This is a genomic window from Pseudarthrobacter sp. rb (assembly GCF_056389225.1).
This window is the reverse complement of record NZ_JBWJAR010000001.1, coordinates 473,882-495,131: the sequence shown is the minus strand read 5'-3', so window position 1 is coordinate 495,131 and position 21,250 is coordinate 473,882. Positions and strand designations below refer to the sequence as shown.

The window sequence follows — 21,250 nt, the reverse complement described above, 5'->3', positions numbered from 1 at the left end:
CGCACCCGTCCGGGCCCCTTTGACGCCCCCGGCCCTGCTGCGCCCCGCCTGATGGTGCACCTTGACCCCCACGTGACCGGGCGTAACGTGGAATCCGTGGACTGGCTGTGGTGGTTTGACGCGCCGGAATACGGGTTCGCCCGGCAGGCGCTGCAACGGGGTGTGGCGGCGCTGTATTTTGTTGCGTTCCTGTCCACGATGAACCAGTTCCCCGCCCTGCTCGGCGAGCGCGGCCTCCTCCCGGTGCCTGCGTTCCTTTCCGCGTTCTCCCGTTTTCGCCGGCCCACACTGTTCCGCTGGCGGTACTCGGACGGGCTGCTGCGCGGAGTCTGCGCCGCAGGGCTGGTGGTGTCGGCGCTGCTGGTGGCCGGAATCCCGCAGCTGGGACCGCCTTGGGTGCCGCTGGTTGCGTTCCTGGCCCTGTGGCTGCTGTACATGTCCATCGTGAACGTGGGCCAGACCTTCTACGGATTTGGCTGGGAAATGCTGCTCCTGGAGGCGGGCTTCACCGTTGGCTTCCTGGGCTCCAACCAGACGGAGCCGCCCCGGACCATCCTGATCCTGATTGTGTGGCTCGTGTTCCGGCTGGAATTCGGCGCGGGGATGATCAAGATCCGCGGCGGCAGGGAGTGGCGCGACCTGACCGCCCTGTACTACCACCACGAAACACAGCCCATGCCAGGGCCGTTAAGCCGGCAGGCCCACCTGCTGCCCAAGCCGCTGCACCGGATCGAGGTGGTGGGCAACCACATCGCCCAGCTGGTGGTGCCGTTCCTGCTGTTCGCACCCCAGCCGGTGGCAAGCGTCGCGGCGGGAGTGGTGGTGGTGACCCAGCTGTGGCTGGTGGCCAGCGGCAACTTCGCCTGGCTGAACTGGATGGCGATTGTGCTGGCGTTCGCGGCGGTCAGCGACCCCGTGGCGCACGCCGTGATCCCCGCCATCCCCGCGGACTGGAATGCCGCCACGGGCGCCCGGCCGGAAACCCCGCTGTGGTGGCTGGCCATCACCCTGGCGGCCTCCCTCCTGCTGCTGGCGCTGAGCTACTGGCCGCTGCGGAACCTTTTCTCCCGCCGGCAGCTGATGAATGCCAGCTTCAACCGGTGGCAGCTGGTCAATGCCTACGGTGCGTTCGGCACGGTGACCAAACAGCGCATCGAGATCGTGGTGGAGGGCACGCTGGATGAGGACCCCGATGACAGCTCGGACTGGCGCGAGTACGGCTTCAAGGGCAAGCCCGGTGATGTGCGCCGGATTCCGCGGCAGTGGGCCCCGTACCACCTGCGGCTGGACTGGCTGATGTGGTTCCTGCCGCTGCGGACCGTGCACGAGGAATGGTTCTATGCGTTCCTGGGCAAGCTGCTGGCGGCGGACCGGCAGATGCTGCGGTTGCTGCGAAAGGACCCGTTCGACGGCGCCGCGCCACGCTGGGTGCGCGTGCGCAGCTTCCATTACCGCTTCGCCAGCCGGAAGGAGTTCCGGGAAACAGGGAACCGCTGGGTGCGGACACTGCTGTATGAGCCGATCCCGGCCACGTCCCTCCGGCGGCCGGAGGGACGGCAACGGTAGCTATGCCTCCACGGCGGCGCGGCGGACGATCTCCTGGGCGTGCTTGAGGATGGGGCCGTCAATCATTTTTCCCCGGTACTTGAAGACCCCGGATCCCGCCGACGCGGCAGCGTCCAGCAGGGCAGTGGCTGCGGCCACCTCATCGTCCGAGGGCGCATAGGCCTTGCGGACCACGGCGGCCTGGCTGGGATGGATGCAGGCCTTGGAGCTGAAGCCGGAGGCCACGGCGTCGGCCGCCTCGGCGGCGAGCCCGTCGAGGTCCGGGATGTTGGTGTACACGGCGTCCACTGCTTCCTTGCCGTGGGCCCGCGCTGCCAGCAGCACTGACGAGCGGGCGTGCAGGGCCACTGCCCGGTAGCCGCCGTCGTCCTTTCGGCTGGACGTACCGCCCAGGCTGGCCAGCAGGTCCTCGGCACCCCACATCAGGCCCACCACGTTCGGCGCCGCGGCGATGGCCGGGGCGTTGAGGACGCCCACCGCTGTTTCGCACAGGGCGATCACCTGGTATCCCTCCAGCGCCTTGAGCTGTTCGGCAGACTCCGCCTTTGCCAACATCACGGTGCGGTAGGGCGTGTGGGCCAGGCAGTGCAGGTCCTTTTCGAAGTCCTCCGTACCGACGGGGTTGACCCTGACAATGGTGCAGCTGGGCTCAAGCTCGGGCTCCACGCCGGTGGTGCCCAGTTGGGCCAGGATCGCGCCGCGGGCCCGCTGCTTGTCCGCCGGCGCCACCGCGTCTTCGAGGTCCAGGATGACGGCGTCCGCGCGGGCGGCGGCCTTTTGGTAGCGCTCGGGACGATCGGCGGGGCAGAAGAGCAGGGCGGGGCCCATCACAAAGGTCATAAGGCTATTCTCCGACGTTTTGGCTGCTCTGCGCGTTCTGATGCGCTTCCCGGGTCCACATCAGGCAGCTGCGGGTGGCGCGTGCCACCACGGCGCCGTCCTGGTTGCGGCCGGTGTGCTCCATGGTAACGATGCCCTGGCCCGGGCGTGAGGCCGAAAGCCTCCTGCCGGTGATGACCGTCTCCGTGTACAGCGTGTCCCCGTGGTAAAGCGGGTGCGGGAAGGAAACGTCGGTCAGGCCCAGCTGGGCGATGATGGTCCCCTGGGTCAGCTGGGTGACGGACTGGCCCACCATGGTGGCCAGGGTGAACATGGAGTTCATCAGCCGTTGCCCAAAGGGCTGGCCGGCGCTCCAGGCGGCGTCCAGGTGCAGCGCCTGCGTGTTCATGGTCAGGGTGCTGAAGAGGACGTTGTCCGTCTCCGTCACCGTCCTGCCCGGACGGTGCGCATACACCAGGCCGTCCTCAAGTTCGTCGAAGTACAGCCCGCGCTGCTCGATGACCCGCCGGCCGCCGTCCACCGCGTGGTTGCCGTCTATGGGGTTACCGTCTGTTGGGTTGCTGCCGGTCATACGGTGAGTTCCCTGTCTTCCTCGAACAGGTCCGCGCCGGTGGCGGCCACCACATCTTCGACGGAGACGTTGGGGGCCAGTTCGCTCAGGACCAGCCGTGATCCGCTGCCGTCCCGGACCACATCGATGACGGCCAGGTCCGTGATGATCCGGTCCACGCAGCCCTTTCCGGTCAGCGGGAGCGAGCATTCCTGGACGATCTTGGGGTTGCCGTTGCGGTCGACGTGCTCCATCATCACGATCACGCGCTTGGCCCCGAACACCAGGTCCATGGCCCCGCCCATGCCCTTGACCATCTTTCCCGGGACCATCCAGTTGGCCAGGTCCCCGTTGGCGGCCACCTCCATGGCGCCGAGCACGGCCACGTCAACGTGGCCGCCGCGGATCATGCCAAAGGACGTGGCCGAGTCGAAAAACGCCGCTCCCCTGTTCACGGTCACGGTCTCCTTGCCGGCGTTGATCAGGTCGGGATCGATGGCGTCCTCTGTTGGGTAGGGTCCGACGCCGAGGATCCCGTTCTCGGAGTGCAGCACCACTTCCACGCCCGCCGGGATGTAGTTGGGGATCAGGGTGGGCATGCCGATGCCCAGGTTCACGTACTGGCCGTTGCGGAGTTCCTTGGCCACGCGTGCGGCAAGTTCGTTGCGCGTCCAGCCTTTGGTCTCCGCCGCCGGTGTGGAATCACCGGGCCCGGCATGCTGCTGGGAACCGGCCCGCCGGTATTCCGCGCGTACGGCTTCGGGCCGGGGCGCTTCGGGGCTGTTGGGATCCATGGTCATGCTCCTGCCTGGTTGAGTGCCACCGTCCGCTTTTCGATCCGCTTCTCCCCGTCCTGCGCCAGGACCACCCGCTGGACGAAGATCCCGGGCGTGTGGATGTGCTCCGGGTCCAGTTCGCCGGGCTCCACGAGTTCCTCCACCTCGGCGATGGTGATGCGCCCTGCCATGGCGCACAGCGGGTTGAAGTTCATGGCGGTGGCGTGGAAGACCAGGTTGCCGTGCCGGTCGCCCTTCCACGCGTGCACCAGCCCGAAGTCAGGGGTAAGTGACTCTTCCAGGACGTAGTCCACTCCCCCGAAGGAGCGCACTTCCTTCGGAGCGGAGGCAACCGCGATCCCGCCGTTGGCGTCGTACTTCTGCGGCAGGCCGCCGTCGGACACCTGCGTGCCAACCCCCGCCTTGGTGTAGAACGCCGGGATCCCGGCCCCGCCGGCCCGCAGTTTTTCAGCCAGCGTGCCCTGCGGGGTGAGCACCACCTCGAGCTCGCCGGCCAGGTACTGGCGGGCGAACTCCTTGTTCTCGCCAACGTAGGAGCTGATGGTGCGGCGGATGCGGCCGTCACGGAGCAGGATGCCGAGCCCCCAGTCGTCCACGCCGCAGTTGTTGCTGACGGTTTCCAGCCCCGAGGTGCCGGCCCGGTGGAGGGCGTCGATCAGGGCCACCGGAATTCCGCAGAGCCCGAATCCGCCCACTGCCAGCGACGCGCCGTCGGGAATGTCCGCAACGGCTTGGTCTGCACTGGCAACAACCTTGTCAATCATCATTGATCCTTTCGGGCCGGCTAGAGTCCCAGTTCGCGGGCGATCAGCATCAGCTGGACCTCCGTGGTGCCCTCCCCCACTTCAAGGATCTTGGAGTCGCGGTAGTGGCGTGCCACGGTGAACTCGTTGATGAAGCCATAGCCGCCGAATACCTGGGTGGCATCCCGCGCATTGTCCATGGCCGCCTCGCCTGCGACCATCTTAGCGATGGCCGCCTGGGTCTTGAACGGCTTGCCGGCAAGCATCCGGGCGGCCGCGTCGTAGTAGGCCAGGCGCGCCGTGTGCGCCCGCGCTTCCATCCGGGCGATCTTGAAGGAAATGGCCTGGTACTTGCCGATTTCGTGGCCGAACGCCCGGCGCTCGCGGGCGTATTTGACGGACAGGTCAACGCAGCCCTGCGCGGCACCGGTAGCCAGTGCGGCGATGGCGATCCGGCCCTCGTCCAGGATGGACAGGAAGTTGGCGTAGCCGCGCCCCTCGGTCCCCAGCAGGTTTTCCTCCGGCACCCGGACGTCCTTCAGGGTGAGGGGGTGGGTGTCCGAGGCGTTCCAGCCGACCTTGTTGTAGGGCTTTTCCGCCTTGAAGCCGGGCGTGTCGGTGGGTACCAGGATGGTGGAGATGTCCTTCTTGATGCTGCCGTCGGAGCGTTCCTGCTGCCCGGTAACAGCCGTGACGGTGACAAGCCGGGTGATGTCGGTTCCGGAGTTGGTGATGAACTCCTTGTTGCCGTTGATGACCCACTGGCCGTCCTCGCGCCGGGCATGGGTCTTGGTGCCCCCGGCGTCGGAGCCGGCCTCGGGTTCGGTGAGTCCGAATCCGGCGAGCGCCTGGCCCGAAGCCAGCATGGGCAGCCATTCCTGCCTCTGCGCGTCCGTGCCGAACCGGTACACCGGCATGGCCCCCAGGGAGACGCCCGCTTCGAGCGTGATGGCGACGGACTGGTCCACCCGGCCCAGCTGCTCCAGCGCGAGCGCCAGGGCAAAGTAGTCCCCACCCATGCCGCCGTACTCCTCAGGGAACGGCAGCCCGAACAGGCCCATCTCCGCCATCTGCTTCACCACTTCATAGGGGAAGCTGTGCTCTTCGTCGTGCTTGGCGGAGACCGGGGCCACCACGTTGTCCGCGAAGTCGCGAACGGTGTCGCTGAGGTCCTGGTATTCCTCGGTAAGTTCAAAACCGGTCATGGTCAGGCTCCTTCGCCTTGCTGTGTGTCTGTGTCTGTATCTGTGTCGGTGTCCGTGGAAGCACCTTCCGCACCGGTGGGATGCGGGTGGATGGTGGCCAGGATCTGATCCGCCTTCACAAGGTCACCGGTGCGGGCGGTCAGGTGGACCGTTCCTGCCAGGGGGGCCACCAGGTGGTGCTCCATCTTCATGGCCTCCACCGATACCAGGACCTCCCCGGCCTGGACCGGGTCTCCGTCGCTGACCGGGACGGCCACAACCGTTCCCGGCATCGGCGAGCGCACCTCGGGGTCGGCTGCACCTTCCTGGCGCTGTACGGCTGCCAGTACCCGTTCCAGCCGCGCTTCACGGGTCAGGAGTTCCAGCCGGCAGGACCAGCCGCCGTTGCCGAGGAAGAGCTGGAGCGGCTGCCCGGGCGATACGGCCACCTGGTACTCCCGTGTCGCCCCGCCAAGGGTAAGGACTGCGCCGCCGTCCTCCGCCAGGCGCAGCGCCGCGGCCTGCCGGGCGCCGCCGTCAACAGCAACCACGGCAGTGTCGGTTCCGGTGGGACTTCCGCTGACCTGCACTGTTGCCACACCGCCGTCGGGCGTTCCCAGGCTGATCCGGCGCGGCGCGGGCGCACCCAGGCGCCACCCGCTGCGGGCCTGCCACGGTCCGCTGGCCGGAGCGGGGTGGTCCTGCGCCTCCCGGGAGAGGGCGTAAAGGGCGGCGGCCACCAGTTCGGGGGCGCCGACGCGCCGGAATTCCAGCGCCGGCTGCTTCCGTTCGATCAGCCCAGTGTCCAGGCGCCCGGCGCGGACATCGGAATCGTTGACCAGGAGCCGCAGGTACTCGACGTTGGTCTCAATGCCCAGCGCCGTGTAGCCGGCCAGCGCCGCGTCGAGGGATTCCAAGGCCTCACCGCGGTCCCTGCCCCAGGCGATCACCTTCGAGATCATGGGGTCGTAATTAGCGGAGAGCTCCAAGCCCTCCACCAGGGATGAATCCACCCGGACGCGGTTGTCCGTTGCGTGCGGCAGTTCGTCCAGCTGGAGCACCGTCCCGGTTGACGGGAGGAAATTCTTCTCCGGCACCTCGGCGTAGACCCGCGCCTCCACCGCATGGCCGGAAAGGCTGACGTCAGCCTGACGGACGGTCAACGGTTCACCGGCGGCGATCCGTACCTGCCATTCCACCAGGTCGATCCCGGTGACCATCTCCGTGACAGGGTGCTCCACCTGCAGCCGGGTGTTCATCTCCATGAAGAAAAACTCATCCGGTGCATTGTCCGAGACCAGGAACTCCACGGTTCCGGCCCCTGTGTAGTTCACGCTGCGGGCGGCGTTACAGGCGGCCTCGCCTATCCGTGCACGGACCTCCGGACCGTTGGGGAGGCTTTCCAGCAGGGGCGAGGGGGCTTCCTCAATGACTTTCTGGTGCCGTCGCTGCAGGGAGCATTCGCGTTCGCCGAGGTGGATGACATTGCCGTGCCCGTCCGCCAGCACCTGCACCTCGATATGCCGCGGTGTGGTCACCAGGCGCTCCAGGAACAGGGTGTCGTCCCCGAAAGCGGCTGCGGCCACCCGCCGTGCGGTGGCCAGGGCGGCGGGCAGGTCCGCCTGCCTTTCGACGACGTGCATGCCTTTGCCGCCGCCGCCGGCTGAGGGCTTGATCAGGAGGGGATAGCCGACGGCGGCAGCGGCTTCCACCAGTTCGCTGTCCGTCATGCCGGGCCTGGCAATGCCGGGGACCACCGGCACGCCATACCCTGCCACATGGTTCTTGGCGCGGATCTTGTCGCCCATGACATTCAGTGCTTCCACGCCGGGACCAATGAAGGCAATGCCGGCCTTTTCGAGGGCACGGGCGAAGTCCGCATTTTCGCTCAGGAAGCCGTAGCCGGGGTGGACAGCGTCCGCGCCGGACTGCCGGCACGCCTCCACGATGGCGTCGATGCTGAGGTAGCTTTCGGCTGCCGCGGCGGGGCCGATACGCACGGCAGTGTCAGCCTCGCGCACATGGCGGGCGCCGGCGTCGGCATCGCTGTAGACCGCGACGGAACGGATTCCCAGGAGGCGCAGCGTGCGGATGACGCGGCACGCGATTTCACCGCGGTTGGCCACCAGGACGGCGCTGAAGAGGGGGCCTGCGCCGGCTTCCCTGGCTTCGGCGCCGGAAGTGCCGTGCTGCATGGCGGTGTTGGTCTGCATGGTCATTGCTGGCTCACATCCGGAAGAGGCCGAAGGAGGTCTCCGGCAAGGGGGTGCGGGAGACGACGTCAAGCGCCAGTCCCAGGACGGTGCGCGTATCGGCGGGGTCGATGACACCGTCATCCCACAGCCGCGCGGTTGAGTAGTAGGGGCTGCCCTGGTCCTCGTACTGCCGGCGGATTGGCGCTTTGAAGGCTTCCTCGTCGTCGGCCGCCCATTCCTCCCCCGCCGCTTCGTACTGGTCCCGCTTCACGGTGGCCAGCACGCCGGCCGCCTGGTTGCCGCCCATCACCGAGATCCGGGCAGCGGGCCACATCCACAGGAACCGCGGCGAGTAGGCACGGCCGCACATGGAGTAGTTGCCGGCGCCGAAGGAGCCGCCGATGACCACTGTCAGCTTGGGGACGCGGGCCGTGGCAACGGCGGTCACCATCTTGGCCCCGTTTTTGGCAATGCCGCCCTGCTCGGCGTCCCTGCCCACCATGAAGCCGGAGATGTTCTGCAGGAACAGCAGCGGGATGCCGCGCTGGTCGCACAGCTCAATGAAATGCGCGCCCTTGAGCGATGACTCGCTGAACAGCACGCCGTTGTTGGCCACGATGCCTACGGGGTGTCCATCGATCCGGGCGAATCCCGTGACCAAGGTGGTGCCGTAGTCCTTTTTGAACTCGTGGAATTTACTGCCATCCACCAGGCGCGCAATGACCTCATGGACGTCGTAGGGTGCGTTGACGTCCGTGGGCACGGCGCCGTAGAGGCCTTCCGGGTCCACGGCCGGTTCGACGACGGGTTCCACCTGCCAGGCCGGCGCGGCAGGAGGCGGCAGGGTGGCAACGATGTCCCTGATGATCTGGAGGGCATGTTCGTCGTTTTCGGCCAGGTGGTCCGTCACTCCGGAGACCCGCGAGTGCACCTCGCCGCCGCCCAGTTCCTCCGCGGTGACGATTTCCCCGATGGCTGCCTTTACCAGCGGCGGGCCGCCCAGGAAGATGGTGCCCTGGTTCCGGACAATGACGGTCTCGTCACTCATGGCGGGGACGTAGGCTCCGCCGGCCGTGCAGGAGCCCATAACGGCGGCGAGCTGCGGAATCTTGGCTGCCGAGAGCCGTGCCTGGTTGTAGAAGATCCGGCCGAAGTGCTCCTTGTCCGGGAACACCTCGTCCTGCTTGGGCAGGAAGGCGCCGCCCGAGTCCACCAGGTAGATGCAGGGCAGCCGGTTTTCCAGCGCAATCTCCTGGGCGCGGAGGTGCTTCTTCACCGTCATGGGGTAATAGGTTCCGCCCTTGACCGTTGCGTCGTTGGAGATAACCAGGACCTGGCGGCCCTGCACCAGGCCGATTCCGGCGATGACTCCTGCGCCGGGTGCGTCGTCACCGTACATCCCGTTGGCCGCAAGGGGCGCAATTTCCAGGAAGGGGCTGCCGTCATCCAGCACTTGGTCGATCCGGTCCCGCGGCAGCAGCTTGCCCCGGGCCACATGGCGGTCCCGCGACTTTTGGGTCCCGCCCAGTGCGGCATCCGCCAGCTTCTTCCGCAGCTCCCCGGCAAGCGAGAGCTGCTCGTCCCGGTTGGCGCGGAAGGACTCGCTTGCTGGGTCGAGCCGGGTGGCCAGGGTCTCCATCGACGTTCCGTCCTTGTGTGGGTCCGGGCGGCCGCCAGGCCAACTCGGTTAGTGACTAATAACTGAAATTCAGGTTAGTCTCGATTAACTGTGATGTCCAACACATCGCCGCGTTGCTAGACTCTGGGCTGGCCCAAGGAGGAAAAGTGTCCAGCAATACAGCGCAGCCGGCCCCTGCCGCCCAAGCACCCACAGCGCAGGCAGCCACGGCCCAAGCCGCCACACCCCCCACGCCAACCACCCAGCGCGGGAGGGCCAAGGAGAGCCGGCGGCAGGCCTTATTGTCCGCCGCTGCCACGCTGTTCGCGGCCAACGGCTTCAACCGGGTTTCGCTGGAGGACCTCGGCGCGGCGGTAGGCGTCAGCGGACCTGCGGTGTACCGCCACTTTTCCGGCAAGCAGGCAGTCCTGGCGGACCTGCTTGTCACGGTGAGCCAGGAACTGCTCGACGGCGGGCGCCAGGTTGTGGAGCGCACTGCCGACCCCCAGGCCGCGCTCCGCCAGCTGGTGGAGTTCCAGGTGGACTTCGCCCTCGGCAAGCCTGACGTGATCCGGGTGCAGGACCGGGACTTCTCCAACCTGTCCGAGCAGGACCAGTTGGCCGTACGGACCCTCCAGCGCAGCTACGTAGAGGTATGGGTGGACGTCCTGGCCAAGGTCCATCCCGCGACCGACCACGCTGAGCTGCGGATGCGCGCCCACGCCACATTCGGCCTCATCAACTCCACACCGCACTCCGTCCGCAGCCATGGCAGGCGCATGGCGGCCGGCGTCGCCCGTCCCTTGCTGGAACGGATGGCGCTCGCGGCCCTGACCGTGCCCCCGGCCTGACCCGCCCGGCACCGGGCACCATACGAACGGCCCCGGTCCGCACAACCGGCCCCTGGCAGCACCGCCTTATGCGGCTTGGGGCCCGGTGATGTGCAGGCCAGGAGCCGCTACACCATGGTGAGCACCATCCCGGGCTCGGCCAGGATGGCCCCCACGTCCGCCAGGAACCGGGAGCCTTGCTCCCCGTCCACCAGGCGGTGATCGAAGGACAGGCTCAGCGTGAGCACCTGGCGCAGCGCTACCTCGCCCCGGTATTCCCATGGCATGGTGCGGACCGCCCCAAGGCCAAGGATCGCGGCCTCCCCCGGATTGAGGATGGGGGTGCCTGCGTCGATGCCGAAGACGCCGATGTTGGTGATGGAGATGGTGCCACCGGAAAGGTCCGCCGGCGTGGTCTTGCCCGCCCGCGCGGTTTCGGCGAGCGCCGTGAGCGCCTGGGCCAGCTGCGGGAGCGGAAGGGCCTCGGCGTCCTTGATGTTCGGAACCGTGAGTCCGCGCGGCGTCGCGGCCGCGATGCCCAGGTTCACGTAATTGAAGGTGACGATCTCCTGGTTTTCTTCGTCCCAGCGGGAGTTCAGTGCCGGGTTGCGGCGCAGGGCGACCAGGAGGGCTTTGGCGGCGAGCGTCAACGGGGTGAGCTTGATACCCGCGAATTCCCTGCTGTTCTTGAGTTTGGCCAGCAGCTCCAGGCTCGGCGTGACATCCACGGTCAGGAATTCGGTGGCATGCGGCGCGGTGAAGGCGCTCTGCACCATCGCGGCAGCGGTGTGCTTGCGTACCCCCTTGATGGGGGTCCGGGTCTCCCGCTCCCCCGGCCTGGCTCCACCTGGGGACGCGGCCCCCTGCGCCTGCATGGCAGGTTCCGCGGCGTGCCCGGAAAACTCCTGCACGTCCTCCCGCGTGATCAGGCCACCGGGACCGGTCCCGGGAACCAGGGCGAGGTCCAGGCCAAGGTCCTTGGCCAGCTTGCGGACCGGGGGCGTGGACCGGGGACGTTCGGCGGCCTTGCCCTCCACAGGTGCTGGTTGGACAGCTGCAGGCTCGACCAGGCCGGCCTCCGGGGCCAGGGTTCCCCCCGCCTCAACCACCGTGGCAAAGTTCCGCGCCCGGCGCGTGGGGCGCCCGGAACCTTCGACGACGGCGCCGTACCCCACGAGGTTCGGTTCCCTTTTCGGGGTGTCCACCGCAGCCTCCCCGGACCCCGCGCCCGCGGTGCCGGACGGCGCCGAAGGTGAGGGCCCGGCGTCGTCCGCCACCTCGAAGGAGACAATCGGCTTGCCCACCTCCACCACGGAACCGGGCTGTTCATGAAGTTCTTTGATGACCCCGGCGAAGGGCGACGGGAGCTCCACCACGGCCTTGGCGGTCTCCACCTCGGCGATGACCTGGTTCAGGCTGACGGTGTCGCCGACGTCCACTTTCCAGCTGAGGATTTCAGACTCCGTAAGTCCCTCCCCCAGGTCCGGGAGCCGGAATTCCTTGATCATGGTGGCGCTCATCCTTCCAGTCCACTCAGGGAATTGGGGCGGCCCAGGGCACGGTCCACGCCGTCCAGGATGCGGTCCAGGCCCGGGAGGTGGTGCATTTCCAGCTTGGAATAGGGGTAGGGAATGTCGAACCCCGTCACCCGGACCGGAGCGGCCTCGAGGTGGTAGAAGCACCGTTCGGTGATGCTGGCAGCCACTTCCGCTCCCAGCCCGCCGGACTGGGCAGCCTCGTGCGTGACGACCAGGCGCCCGGTCTTGCGCACCGAGGCCACCACCGGTTCATAGTCCACGGGGGCAAGCGAGCGCAGGTCGATGACTTCGATGGAGATGCCCTCGTCCGCGGCGGCGGAGGCTGCGTCCAGGGCGGTCTTGACCAGTGGCCCGTAGGCCACCAGGGTCACGTCACTGCCGTCGGTCAGCACCCGGGCCTTGTCCATGGGCAGGGCCGAGGCAGGATCTGCGTTTTCGTCTACCTCGCCTTTGTCGTGGTAGCGGCGCTTGGGCTCGAAGTACAGGACGGGATCGTTACAGGCGATGGCCTGCTGAATGACCGTATAGGCGTCCTGCGGGTTGGCAACGGTGACCACCCGCAGCCCCGAGGTATGGGTGAAGTAGGCTTCCGGGGATTCGGAATGGTGCTCCGGTGAGCCGATGCCGCCGCCGAACGGGACCCTGATGGTGATGGGCATCTTGACGGCCCCGCGGGTGCGGTAGTGCAGCTTGGCCACCTGGCTGACGATCTGGTCGAAGGCCGGATAAATGAACCCGTCGAACTGGATTTCCACGACGGGCCGGTAGCCGCGGTAGGCCAGGCCGACGGCGGTTCCCACGATGGCGGACTCCGCCAGCGGGGTGTCCACCACGCGGTGGGTGCCGAAGTCCTTTTGCAGGCCGTCCGTCACGCGGAATACACCGCCCAGGGCGCCGATGTCCTCGCCGAGGAGAACCACTTTGGAGTCGTTTTCCAGCGACTTCCGGAGACCGGCGTTGATGGCGCGGGCAAAGGTCAACTGGGTCATCAGCGTGCACCTTCCTCTGAAACGGCACCTGCGGGATCGACGAAGGAGGCCAAATACCGTGCGTAATGGTCCTGCTGGCGTTCCAGCCAGGAGTTGGGGGTGCTGTAGACGTTCTTGAAAATGTCCATGGGGCTGGGGTCCGGCATGGTGGTGCAGCCGCGGCGCATCTGCGCGGCCACGGTGTCGGCTTTGTCCTTGACCTGCTGCTGCAGCTCCGCGGTCAGCAGCCCCTTGCGCTCCAGGAGGCCGGCCAGCCGGCTGATGGGGTCCTTGGCGGCCCAGTCCTCCAGCTCATTGGCGTCCCGGTACCGGGTGGGGTCATCGGCGGTGGTGTGCGGCCCCATGCGGTAGCTGACAGCTTCGATGAAGGTGGGGCCGCCACCTCGCCTTGCGCGGTCAAGGGCCAGCCTGGTGGCGGCCATGACCGCCAGGACATCGTTGCCGTCCACCCGCATGCTGGGGATTCCGAAACCGGTGGCGCGGTCCGCGAGCTGGATGTGGGACTGCAGGCGCACGGGCTCGGAGATGGCCCAGTGGTTGTTGGTGCAGAAGAACACCACCGGGACCTGGAAGCTGGCGGCGAACACCATGGCCTCGTTCACGTCGCCCTCACTGGTGGCACCGTCGCCAAAGTAGGTGACGGCCACGGCATCGGCACCGTCATTCTGGATGCCCATGGCGTAGCCCGTGGCGTGCAGGGTCTGGGCGCCAATGATGATCTGCGGGGTGGCCATGTTGATGCTGTACGGGTCCCAGCCACCGGAGGCGTTTCCCCGCCAGACCCGCAGGAGGTCCGTCAGGTCCACGCCGCGGCAGTACGCCACGCCGTTCTCGCGGTAGCTGGAGAACACAAAGTCGTCCGCCCGCAGTGACCGTCCGGATCCGATCTGGGCCGCCTCCTGGCCGAGGAGCGGGGGCCAGAGGGCCAGCTCACCCTGCCTCTGCAGGGCGGTGGCCTCAACATCAATCCGCCGGATGACGGTCATGTCCTCAAAGAGGGAGCACAACTGATCATCGGTGATGTCCCTGACCCAGAAATCGAACTCGGGGTGGCTGATCCGTTCACCGGCCGGGGTGATCAGCTGGAGGAATTCCGGCCCGGTTTCTCCCGGACTCCCTGCGCTTTGGGGGGTGTTAGCGCCGTCATGGCCCGTTTGGTCTGTAGACACGATTGCCGCAACCTTCGAACGTCGTTGACCCGTGGTTTGCGGGCTTTTGGCCCCCTGCCGCCACCGGCCTTCCGGGCGTCATTGCCCCAGATACTGTGACCCTACTCACAATAGCCAGGGGGTACAACCACCGCCGCTGTTTCTGAGCAAAGTGCCCTGTCCCGCGCCCCGGCACCGTGCTAGCGTTGCGCATTATGCGAGCTTTGGATGGCACTGACACCCGCCTGCTGTCGGCGTTGGCGCAGGATCCGCGCCGTACCGTAGTGGCCCTCGCCCAGAAGCTTGGCCTGTCCCGCAATACCGTCCAGGCGCGCATGGCCCAACTGGAAAAGAAGCACGTCTTCCTCTCCTTCGAGCGGCGCCTCAACCCGGTGGCACTGGGGTACCCGCTGATGGCGTTCATCTCCGTCCACGTCCAGCAGCAGAAACTCGGGCGGCTCGCTGAGGAAATCGCCGCCATCCCGGAGGTCCTGGAGGGCTACGGGCTGACGGGGTCGGCAGACCTGCTGCTGCGCGTGGTAGCCAGGGACGCCGAGGATCTTTTCCGCATCAACGGCAAGATCCTGGCGTGCGACGGCGTGGAGCGGGCAGACACGGCACTGGCCATGGGCGAGTTGATCCCCTTCCGGGTGCAGCCCCTGCTGGACCGTGGCTCCGAAGCCAGCTAGCAGCAGCGGAGCGTCGGGTGCGGCACTCCAGGCACGACGGCGGCGGGCCGGGTTATAGGCTGGTTCCAGTCATGTGCCGGGCCGGGAAGGTCCGGCGCAGTCCGCCGGGCGCCAGAGCGCCTGTTCCACGAAAGGCCCACCCTTGAGCAGTCCCCAGGATCCGTACCGGCAGGGCCAGGCGGGCTTCACGCCACAGCAGTTTGGCCGGCTGCCGGAGCAGCCCGCGCCGTTCGGCCTTCCCGGCGAGCCACCACGCCAGCGGAGCCGGCGGAAGCTGTGGATCATCCTTGGCAGCATTGGCGGGGTGCTGCTCCTGGTGATCCTCGGCATCGTGATCCTGGTGAACGTGGTGGGAAGCGCCACCAACCAGGCACGGGGCCTTGCGGATGATTTCACCAAAAAGGTGATTGCCGGCGATTCTTCCGGCGCCTACGACGAGTACCTTGACCCGGACCTCAAGAAGCAGCTTTCCAAGGAGGCCTTCATCTCCGGCGTGAAGAGCCTGGAAATGGACGGTTCCTGCCAGCCGGCCTACAACAACCTCAAAGTTGCCACCGATAACGGCGTGAAGTCCGCCGAGGTGGTGGGCCAGATCAGCTGCACCGGAAAGAAGGTTGACCTCGCCTACCGCTTCCAAGGCACCGACAAGCTGCTGATGACCAACATCAAGCTGCGCCCCGCGGCCTAGGAAGGACCAGCCGGACGGAAAAATGGAAAGGGTACTGATCTTTTCACCCATCCGGCCCCGGCAATGATCCGAATCGCTTCCGAGGGCCCCACCCGGGGGCCCATATCCGGCGGGACAATCCACCCGCCCTGAAGGAAGGATTCGGACCATGCGCAACTCACCCAACCGCCTCGTCGCCACCATTTTCGGAGCCGTCTACCTGCTGGTGGGCCTCCTGGGCTTCGCCGTAACGTCAGGCGTCGGTTTCGTCGCCACAGAGGGCGCGAACCTCATCATCTTCGAGGTCAACCCGCTGCACAACGTCATCCACCTGGCCATCGGCGCCGCACTGCTCTTCGCCGGCCTCCGCGGGACTGACAGCGCACGCACCGTGAACTCCTCCGTCGGCGCCGTCTACCTCCTGGTGGGCATTGTGGGGCTGTTCCTGCTGAATTCGCCGCTGAACATCATCGCCCTGAACGGTGCCGACAACGTCCTCCACCTCGCCAGCGCCGTGCTCCTCCTCGGCGTGGGCCTGTCCCTGGACAAGTCCCCGGCCGCTGCCCGCGCCTAGCATGCCAAAGTCCGGCATGGTTTCGCTCCGGCCCACGGCACTACCGGCCCATCAGGTGATGGTGCACTCCACTGCGCCCCAGGCGGACTCTTCGGTCCGCCTGGTCACCGGGTTCGCCGGCTTCGGTGCGGGCTCAGTCAACCTGGCCATCTCCTCCAGCTTCCTCGCGGCAGGCTCCCCTGGACCGGCAGGCCTCCTCGCGGGCGTGGTGGCCGGCCTTTGGGGCGCCGCGCTGCTGGCCGGAGCCGTGGCCTTCCTGGCCAGGGACCGGCTGGCCGGCAACCGGTGGGCGCGGTACGCCCTGGCAGGCGCAGCCGCGGCCCACCTGGCCGCCATCGCTTTCCCCACCTCAGGGCTCAGCCTGACGCAGCTTTCGGCGCTCCTGCTGACGCTGATGATCATCGCCTCGCTCGGGTGGCTCCAGCGGCACAGCGGACAGCAGGACAGCGCACAGCAGGACAGTGCGCAGGAGGCGGCAGGGGTGCGCATGCGCCCGGGGAGGCTGTTGCTGGCAGCGTTCGCCGGCGCCGTGCTGGTGGCAGGAATTACGACGCCGGGCCTCGCCGCCTCGACGGCCGGCCAGTACGCCGTGCCGCATGGTGAACACGGGAATCCGGCACCGGGCGGGCACCACCAGCGCTGACCGCCCGCAGGAAAACACGCCGGGTCCGTCCCCAACGAAAGAGCCTCCGTGCCGCAGTCCGCGGCAGGAGGCTCTTCACGTTGTGCCGGAACAGGTTCGGCGCTGGTTGGTGCAGTCCCTGTTTCAGGGCCTCCCTGTTCCGGCGTGTCCCGGTTCGAGGGTGTCCGGTTTAGTGGTCCACAGCCTTTTCCGCACCGATGCCGGTCAGGGAGCGGACCTCCATCTCGGCCTGCTTGGCAGGATCCTCCCGCCGCTTGTCCAGGGTGGTGCCCAGCCAGCCAAGGAAGAAGGCCAGCGGGATGGACACGATGCCGGGGTTGCTAAGCGGGAAGAGGGCGAAGTTGGCACCCGGGATCATCGAGGTCTTCAAGCCCGAAACCACCGGGGAGAACACGATGAGCAGGATGGCCGAAGCCAGGCCCCCGTACATGCTCCACACCGCGCCCTGGGTGGTGAACTTCCGCCAGAACAGGGAGTAGATGATGGTGGGCAGGTTCGCCGATGCGGCGACGGCGAAGGCCAGCGCCACCAGGAAAGCCACGTTCTGGCCGTTGGCGAAGATCCCGCCCAGGATGGCCAGGATGCCGATGACCACCACGGTGCGCCGGGCCACCCGGACTTCAGTGGCGGCGTCGGCCTGGCCCTTGGCGATGACGTTGGCGTAGATGTCATGCGCGAACGATGCTGCGGCCGTGATGGTCAGGCCGGCCACCACCGCCAGGATGGTGGCGAACGCCACCGCGGAGATGAAGCCCAGCAGCAGTGGCCCGCCCAGGTGGAAGGCCAGCAGCGGGGCGGCAGCATTGACGCCGCCCGGCGCGGACTTGATGGTGTCCGCTCCCACCAGGGCAGCTGCACCGTAGCCCAGCACCAGGGTGAACAGATAGAACAGGCCGATCAGCCAGATGGACCAGACCACGGACTTGCGTGCTTCCTTGGCCGTGGGCACGGTGTAGAAGCGCATCAGCACGTGCGGCAGGGCGGCCGTGCCCAGGACCAGGGCCAGGCCCAGGGACATGAAGTCCAGCTTGGAGGTTTCCGTCTTGCCGTACTGCAGGCCCGGGTTGAGGACGGCCGGGTTGTTGGCAGTCTCCACGGCGCCGCCCAGCAGGGCCGAGAGGTTGAAGCCGTAGATGGCCAGGACCCAGAGGGTCATCACGGCGGCGCCTGCGATCAGCAGCATGGCCTTGATGATCTGGACCCAGGTGGTGCCCTTCATGCCGCCGATCAGGACGTACATGATCATGAGGGCGCCGACGACGATGATCACCAGGGCCTGTCCGGTCCAGTCGCTGATGCCCAGCAGGAGGGAGATCAGGCTTCCCGCCCCGGCCATTTGGGCCAGCAGGTAGAAGAAGCAAACCGCGAGGGTGGAGATGGCGGCGGCGATCCGGACCGGGCGCTGCTTCAGCCGGAAGGACAGCACGTCCGCCATGGTGAACTTGCCGGTGTTGCGCAGCAGTTCAGCCACCAGCAGCAGCGCCACGAGCCAGGCGACGAGGAAGCCGATGGAGTACATGAATCCGTCGTAGCCGTTGATGGCGATGGCCCCGGTAATGCCCAGGAAGGACGCGGCGGACAGGTAGTCACCGGCGATGGCGGTGCCGTTCTGCGAGCCCGTGAACGACCGTCCGGCGGCGTAGTAGTCGGCGGCGGTCTTGTTGTTGCGGCTGGCGCGGAACACGATCACCATGGTCACGGCCACGAACAGGCCGAAGATGCCCATGTTCAGAAGGGTGGTGTCCTTGAGGGCGGCGACATCCACCGCGGCGGGAATTGCGATCATTTGTTGGCTCCGCCCACTCGGTTTCCGTGCTTATCGAATTCGTGCCCCTCAATCTCGTGCCTGATCTCCGTGGCGATGGGGTCCAGCCGCTTGTTGGAGTAGTGCACGTACCAGCCGGTGATGGCGAAGGTCGAGACGAACTGGAGCAGGCCCAGGATCAGGCCGACGTTGATGTTGCCCCAGACCTTGGTGGACATGAATTCCACCGCGTAGTCGGCGAGCAGGACATAGGCGAAATACCACAGCAGGAAGGCCACTGCCATGGGGAAGACAAAGCTGCGGTGACGCTTGCGCAATTCCTGGAACTGCCCGGTCGACTGGACTTGTTCAAAGTCCACGGACGCCGCTGCGTCCGGAGTATGGGCATCATTACCCATCGTTCCTCCTCATTGAGTTGCCGGAACACACCGGGCGGAGGGCCCCGAACTGCTGGACAGGGAGCCTGGCCGGCAGCACCACGCAGGGGCACCGCAGATGTGACACCAATCACTTTGCCGCCCGCGCGCCGCCGTGTTCCAGCACTTCACCGCCCACTGTCGCTCAACGGTTGCGATGCTGCGGCAAGCGGCACCCGCCGCTACGCTGGGCACCATGCCGGACTCCCCCCTCCTCACCGCCGCTGCCGTCGCGGTGATCGCCATGGCCATTGCCGTCGTCGTCGGCGTGGGCCTGAAGGTGCTCCGCTCCTTCCGTGAGCTGGGCACTGACGCAGAACGCGCCACGTACCACACGCTCCACGCTGCCTCCCAGGCCGGGCAGCACCTGCGCCGCGGACTGAACCCGGCCGGCGCCGCGAAAGCCAGCCGCCAGCTGCGGGCCCTGCTGGCCTGCGATGCCCTGGCCATCACGGATACCAACGGTGTCCTGGCCTGGGACGGCGGTGCCGAGGACATCAGGCCACGCCTGATGGAACTCGCAGCGGATGTCCTGGCATCCGGCCGGACAGCAGTTCTCTCCCCCGGTGCAGACGGAACCGGCAGCCACCTTGCCGGAGTCATCGCCCCGGTGCGGGCGGGCACCCGGGTGGTGGGCGCGGTGGCAGCCTTCGCCCCTTCCGCGGGGGCAGGCCTGGTCAGGGCAACGGGGGAAGTGGCCGACTGGGTCGCGGTACAGGTGGAACTTGCCGAACTGGACGCCTCCCGCACGCTGCTGATGGAAGCGGAAGTCCGGGCGCTGCGCGCCCAGATCAGCCCGCATTTCATCTACAACTCGCTCAACGCCATCGCATCCTTCATCAACACCGATCCGGAGCGGGCCAGGGAGCTGGTGGTGGAGTTCGCGGACTTCACCCGCTACTCGTTCCGCCGGCACGGAGACTTCACCACCCTTGCCGAGGAACTCCGCTGCATTGACCGCTACCTGCTCCTGGAGCGCGCCCGGTTCGGCGAGCGCGTCCAGGTCAGCCTGCGGATCGCCCCGGAGGTGCTGGGCACCGTCATCCCCTTCCTCAGCCTGCAGCCGCTGGTGGAGAATGCCGTCCGGCACGGGCTCGAGGCCAAGGCGGGTCCCGGGCACATCAGCATCACGGCGGAGGACGCCGGGGCCTTCGCTGAGGTCACCATCGAGGACGACGGCGTGGGGATGGATCCGGAGCATCTCAGGTCCGTGCTGGCAGGCCATACCGACGGGGACCATGTGGGGCTGCGGAATGTGGATGCACGCCTCCGCCAGGTGTACGGCAACGATCACGGCCTGGTGGTGGAAACGGCGCCCGGCGAGGGAACGCTGATCACCATGCGGGTGCCGAAGTCCCAGCCGGGGCACGATGCGTGAGGAGCGCCGTGCCGCTGGAAGTACCCTAGGAGAATGATTAACGTCCTCGTCGTTGATGATGAGCTGCCCGCCGTTGAGGAGCTGGCCTTCCTGCTGGGCAGGGACGAGCGCATCGGGAAGGTGCTGCGTGCCACGTCCGGCGCTGAAGCCCTTACGGCCCTGTCCGCCGGCGGCATCGACGCCGTATTCCTGGACATCCATATGCCTGCGGTGTCAGGCCTGGACATCGCCGGTGCCATCGCCCACAGCAGCAATCCGCCGGCCGTTGTTTTTGTCACCGCCGATGAGGACCACGCCCTGGCTGCGTTCGAACTCGCCGCCGTGGATTACCTGCTCAAGCCGGTGCGCGCCGAGCGCCTGGCACGTTCCGTTGGGCGGATCAGCGAACTGCGCGACGGCGGGGCGGCACCGGAGATGATCACGGTGGACCAGGGCGGGACCACCAGGATGATCCGCCGGGACGACGTCACCTACGTCCAGGCGCAGGGGGACTACGCGCGGCTGCACACCGCCGACGCCAGCTACCTCATCCGGGTGCCGCTGGCAGATCTTGAACAGCAGTGGGCGGACGCCGGCTTCATCCGTACCCACCGCTCCTATCTGGTGGCGCTGAAGCATGTGTCCTCGATGAAGCTGGCGGCCGACGGGCCGCGTGTCACGGTGGCCGGGGCCGGCCTGCCCATCAGCCGCCGGCACCTGCCCATCGTGCGGGAGAAGCTGGAGGCAACCAGGATCAGGCCGCACGCATGACCCGGGTGCGGGTTACGGCCCCGCGCGCGTCTGCGCGCACGGCGGTGCGCGGCACGCCCCGCGCGCTTGAGTCGCGGGAAGCGGCGCAGGACTCCGAGGTGGGACAGGTGTTTGTCCGGTCACTGATCAGGTCCCAGCTGCGGCTGGCCCTGGTGGTGGCGGGCGGCTTCCTGCTGATCCTGGCCGCGTTCCCGCTGACCCTGGTGGTGGTTCCCGGCCTGGCCGATACCCGGGTCGCCGGCATCCCGTTCGGCTGGCTGCTGCTGGGCGCGGGAATCTATCCGGTGATCGGCTTGAGCGCATGGTTGTACGTCAGGACGGCGGCACGCAATGAGGCGCGGTACCGGGACCTGGCAGGTGAACAGTGATG

The 21,250-nt window shown here is 67.3% G+C and carries 21 protein-coding genes; 9 read left to right on the top strand and 12 right to left on the bottom strand.

What is annotated here, in order from left to right; genetic code table 11:
* Positions 1-96 precede the first annotated feature (96 nt).
* A complete protein-coding gene (locus ACWRN3_RS02165; RefSeq protein ID WP_476739813.1) occupies positions 97-1,566 on the top strand; it encodes a lipase maturation factor family protein in 1,470 nt (489 codons plus the stop codon).
* On the opposite strand, the gene ACWRN3_RS02160 is transcribed toward ACWRN3_RS02165, so the two are convergent.
* The 7 genes from ACWRN3_RS02160 to ACWRN3_RS02130 are packed head-to-tail and all read right to left on the bottom strand — an operon-like array spanning position 1,567 to position 9,514.
* Positions 1,567-2,406, bottom strand: coding sequence for an HpcH/HpaI aldolase/citrate lyase family protein (locus ACWRN3_RS02160; protein WP_476739748.1), 840 nt, complete (start codon positions 2,404-2,406; stop codon positions 1,567-1,569).
* A 4-nt stretch (positions 2,407-2,410) separates the two neighbouring features.
* A complete protein-coding gene (locus ACWRN3_RS02155; RefSeq protein WP_476739747.1) occupies positions 2,411-2,977 on the bottom strand; it encodes a MaoC family dehydratase in 567 nt (188 codons plus the stop codon).
* On the bottom strand, positions 2,974-3,756 hold the full coding sequence (locus ACWRN3_RS02150) for a CoA transferase subunit B (RefSeq protein ID WP_476739746.1): 783 nt from the start codon (positions 3,754-3,756) through the stop codon (positions 2,974-2,976). Before ACWRN3_RS02150 ends, ACWRN3_RS02155 begins: the two co-directional genes overlap by 4 nt.
* Entirely contained in the window at positions 3,753-4,517 is a 765-nt protein-coding gene (locus ACWRN3_RS02145; protein WP_224027299.1) for a CoA transferase subunit A, read from the bottom strand. The genes ACWRN3_RS02150 and ACWRN3_RS02145 overlap by 4 nt, the downstream gene beginning before the upstream one ends.
* Positions 4,518-4,537: 20 nt before the next feature.
* Entirely contained in the window at positions 4,538-5,701 is a 1,164-nt protein-coding gene (locus ACWRN3_RS02140) for an acyl-CoA dehydrogenase family protein (protein WP_255175011.1), read from the bottom strand.
* Between the two features lie 2 nt (positions 5,702-5,703).
* Complete coding sequence (locus tag ACWRN3_RS02135; protein ID WP_476739812.1) at positions 5,704-7,875, bottom strand: acetyl/propionyl/methylcrotonyl-CoA carboxylase subunit alpha; 2,172 nt, start codon at positions 7,873-7,875, stop codon at positions 5,704-5,706.
* A 31-nt stretch (positions 7,876-7,906) separates the two neighbouring features.
* Positions 7,907-9,514 (bottom strand): carboxyl transferase domain-containing protein, encoded by a 1,608-nt coding sequence (locus tag ACWRN3_RS02130; protein WP_476739745.1) that lies wholly within the window; start codon positions 9,512-9,514, stop codon positions 7,907-7,909.
* Positions 9,515-9,660: 146 nt separating this feature from the next.
* On the opposite strand from ACWRN3_RS02130, the gene ACWRN3_RS02125 reads away from it, so the two are divergent.
* Positions 9,661-10,344: an SACE_7040 family transcriptional regulator gene (locus ACWRN3_RS02125; protein WP_476739744.1), complete on the top strand. Its 684-nt coding sequence runs from the start codon at positions 9,661-9,663 to the stop codon at positions 10,342-10,344.
* A gap of 107 nt (positions 10,345-10,451) precedes the next feature.
* On the opposite strand, the gene ACWRN3_RS02120 is transcribed toward ACWRN3_RS02125, so the two are convergent.
* The 3 genes from ACWRN3_RS02120 to pdhA are packed head-to-tail and all read right to left on the bottom strand — an operon-like array spanning position 10,452 to position 14,019.
* Complete coding sequence (locus tag ACWRN3_RS02120) at positions 10,452-11,843, bottom strand: dihydrolipoamide acetyltransferase family protein (RefSeq protein WP_476739743.1); 1,392 nt, start codon at positions 11,841-11,843, stop codon at positions 10,452-10,454.
* Positions 11,840-12,850 carry an alpha-ketoacid dehydrogenase subunit beta gene (locus ACWRN3_RS02115; protein WP_275180341.1) on the bottom strand — a complete coding sequence of 337 codons (1,011 nt, stop codon included), beginning with the start codon at positions 12,848-12,850 and terminating at the stop codon, positions 11,840-11,842. Before ACWRN3_RS02115 ends, ACWRN3_RS02120 begins: the two co-directional genes overlap by 4 nt.
* Positions 12,850-14,019 (bottom strand): pyruvate dehydrogenase (acetyl-transferring) E1 component subunit alpha, encoded by a 1,170-nt coding sequence (gene pdhA / locus ACWRN3_RS02110; RefSeq protein ID WP_476739742.1) that lies wholly within the window; start codon positions 14,017-14,019, stop codon positions 12,850-12,852. Before pdhA ends, ACWRN3_RS02115 begins: the two co-directional genes overlap by 1 nt.
* Positions 14,020-14,213: 194 nt before the next feature.
* Between pdhA and ACWRN3_RS02105 the strand changes: the two genes are divergently transcribed.
* The 4 genes from ACWRN3_RS02105 to ACWRN3_RS02090 all read left to right on the top strand — a co-directional run bounded on the left by ACWRN3_RS02105 (position 14,214) and on the right by ACWRN3_RS02090 (position 16,571).
* The gene (locus tag ACWRN3_RS02105) at positions 14,214-14,687 is read left to right on the top strand and encodes an Lrp/AsnC family transcriptional regulator (protein ID WP_476739741.1); all 474 of its coding nucleotides are present in this window, start codon (positions 14,214-14,216) and stop codon (positions 14,685-14,687) included.
* Positions 14,688-14,829: 142 nt separating this feature from the next.
* Positions 14,830-15,375: a hypothetical protein gene (locus tag ACWRN3_RS02100; protein ID WP_324644665.1), complete on the top strand. Its 546-nt coding sequence runs from the start codon at positions 14,830-14,832 to the stop codon at positions 15,373-15,375.
* 148 nt (positions 15,376-15,523) lie between these two features.
* Entirely contained in the window at positions 15,524-15,928 is a 405-nt protein-coding gene (locus ACWRN3_RS02095; RefSeq protein WP_159632381.1) for a DUF4383 domain-containing protein, read from the top strand.
* A gap of 58 nt (positions 15,929-15,986) precedes the next feature.
* Positions 15,987-16,571, top strand: a complete 585-nt coding sequence (locus tag ACWRN3_RS02090; protein WP_476739740.1) for a hypothetical protein — start codon at positions 15,987-15,989, stop codon at positions 16,569-16,571.
* Between the two features lie 169 nt (positions 16,572-16,740).
* Here ACWRN3_RS02090 and ACWRN3_RS02085 read toward each other — a convergent pair whose 3' ends face one another.
* On the bottom strand, positions 16,741-18,357 hold the full coding sequence (locus ACWRN3_RS02085) for a solute symporter family protein (RefSeq protein ID WP_324644663.1): 1,617 nt from the start codon (positions 18,355-18,357) through the stop codon (positions 16,741-16,743).
* Positions 18,354-18,734: a DUF485 domain-containing protein gene (locus ACWRN3_RS02080; RefSeq protein ID WP_324644662.1), complete on the bottom strand. Its 381-nt coding sequence runs from the start codon at positions 18,732-18,734 to the stop codon at positions 18,354-18,356. The genes ACWRN3_RS02085 and ACWRN3_RS02080 overlap by 4 nt, the downstream gene beginning before the upstream one ends.
* A gap of 214 nt (positions 18,735-18,948) precedes the next feature.
* On the opposite strand from ACWRN3_RS02080, the gene ACWRN3_RS02075 reads away from it, so the two are divergent.
* From ACWRN3_RS02075 to ACWRN3_RS02065, 3 genes are read left to right on the top strand one after another with little or no spacing between them, the layout of a single operon-like run.
* Positions 18,949-20,130 carry a sensor histidine kinase gene (locus ACWRN3_RS02075; protein WP_324644661.1) on the top strand — a complete coding sequence of 394 codons (1,182 nt, stop codon included), beginning with the start codon at positions 18,949-18,951 and terminating at the stop codon, positions 20,128-20,130.
* Between the two features lie 33 nt (positions 20,131-20,163).
* The gene (locus ACWRN3_RS02070) at positions 20,164-20,880 is read left to right on the top strand and encodes a LytR/AlgR family response regulator transcription factor (RefSeq protein WP_476739739.1); all 717 of its coding nucleotides are present in this window, start codon (positions 20,164-20,166) and stop codon (positions 20,878-20,880) included.
* Positions 20,877-21,248, top strand: coding sequence for a DUF485 domain-containing protein (locus tag ACWRN3_RS02065; protein WP_255174998.1), 372 nt, complete (start codon positions 20,877-20,879; stop codon positions 21,246-21,248). Before ACWRN3_RS02070 ends, ACWRN3_RS02065 begins: the two co-directional genes overlap by 4 nt.
* The last annotated feature ends 2 nt before the right edge of the window (positions 21,249-21,250 follow it).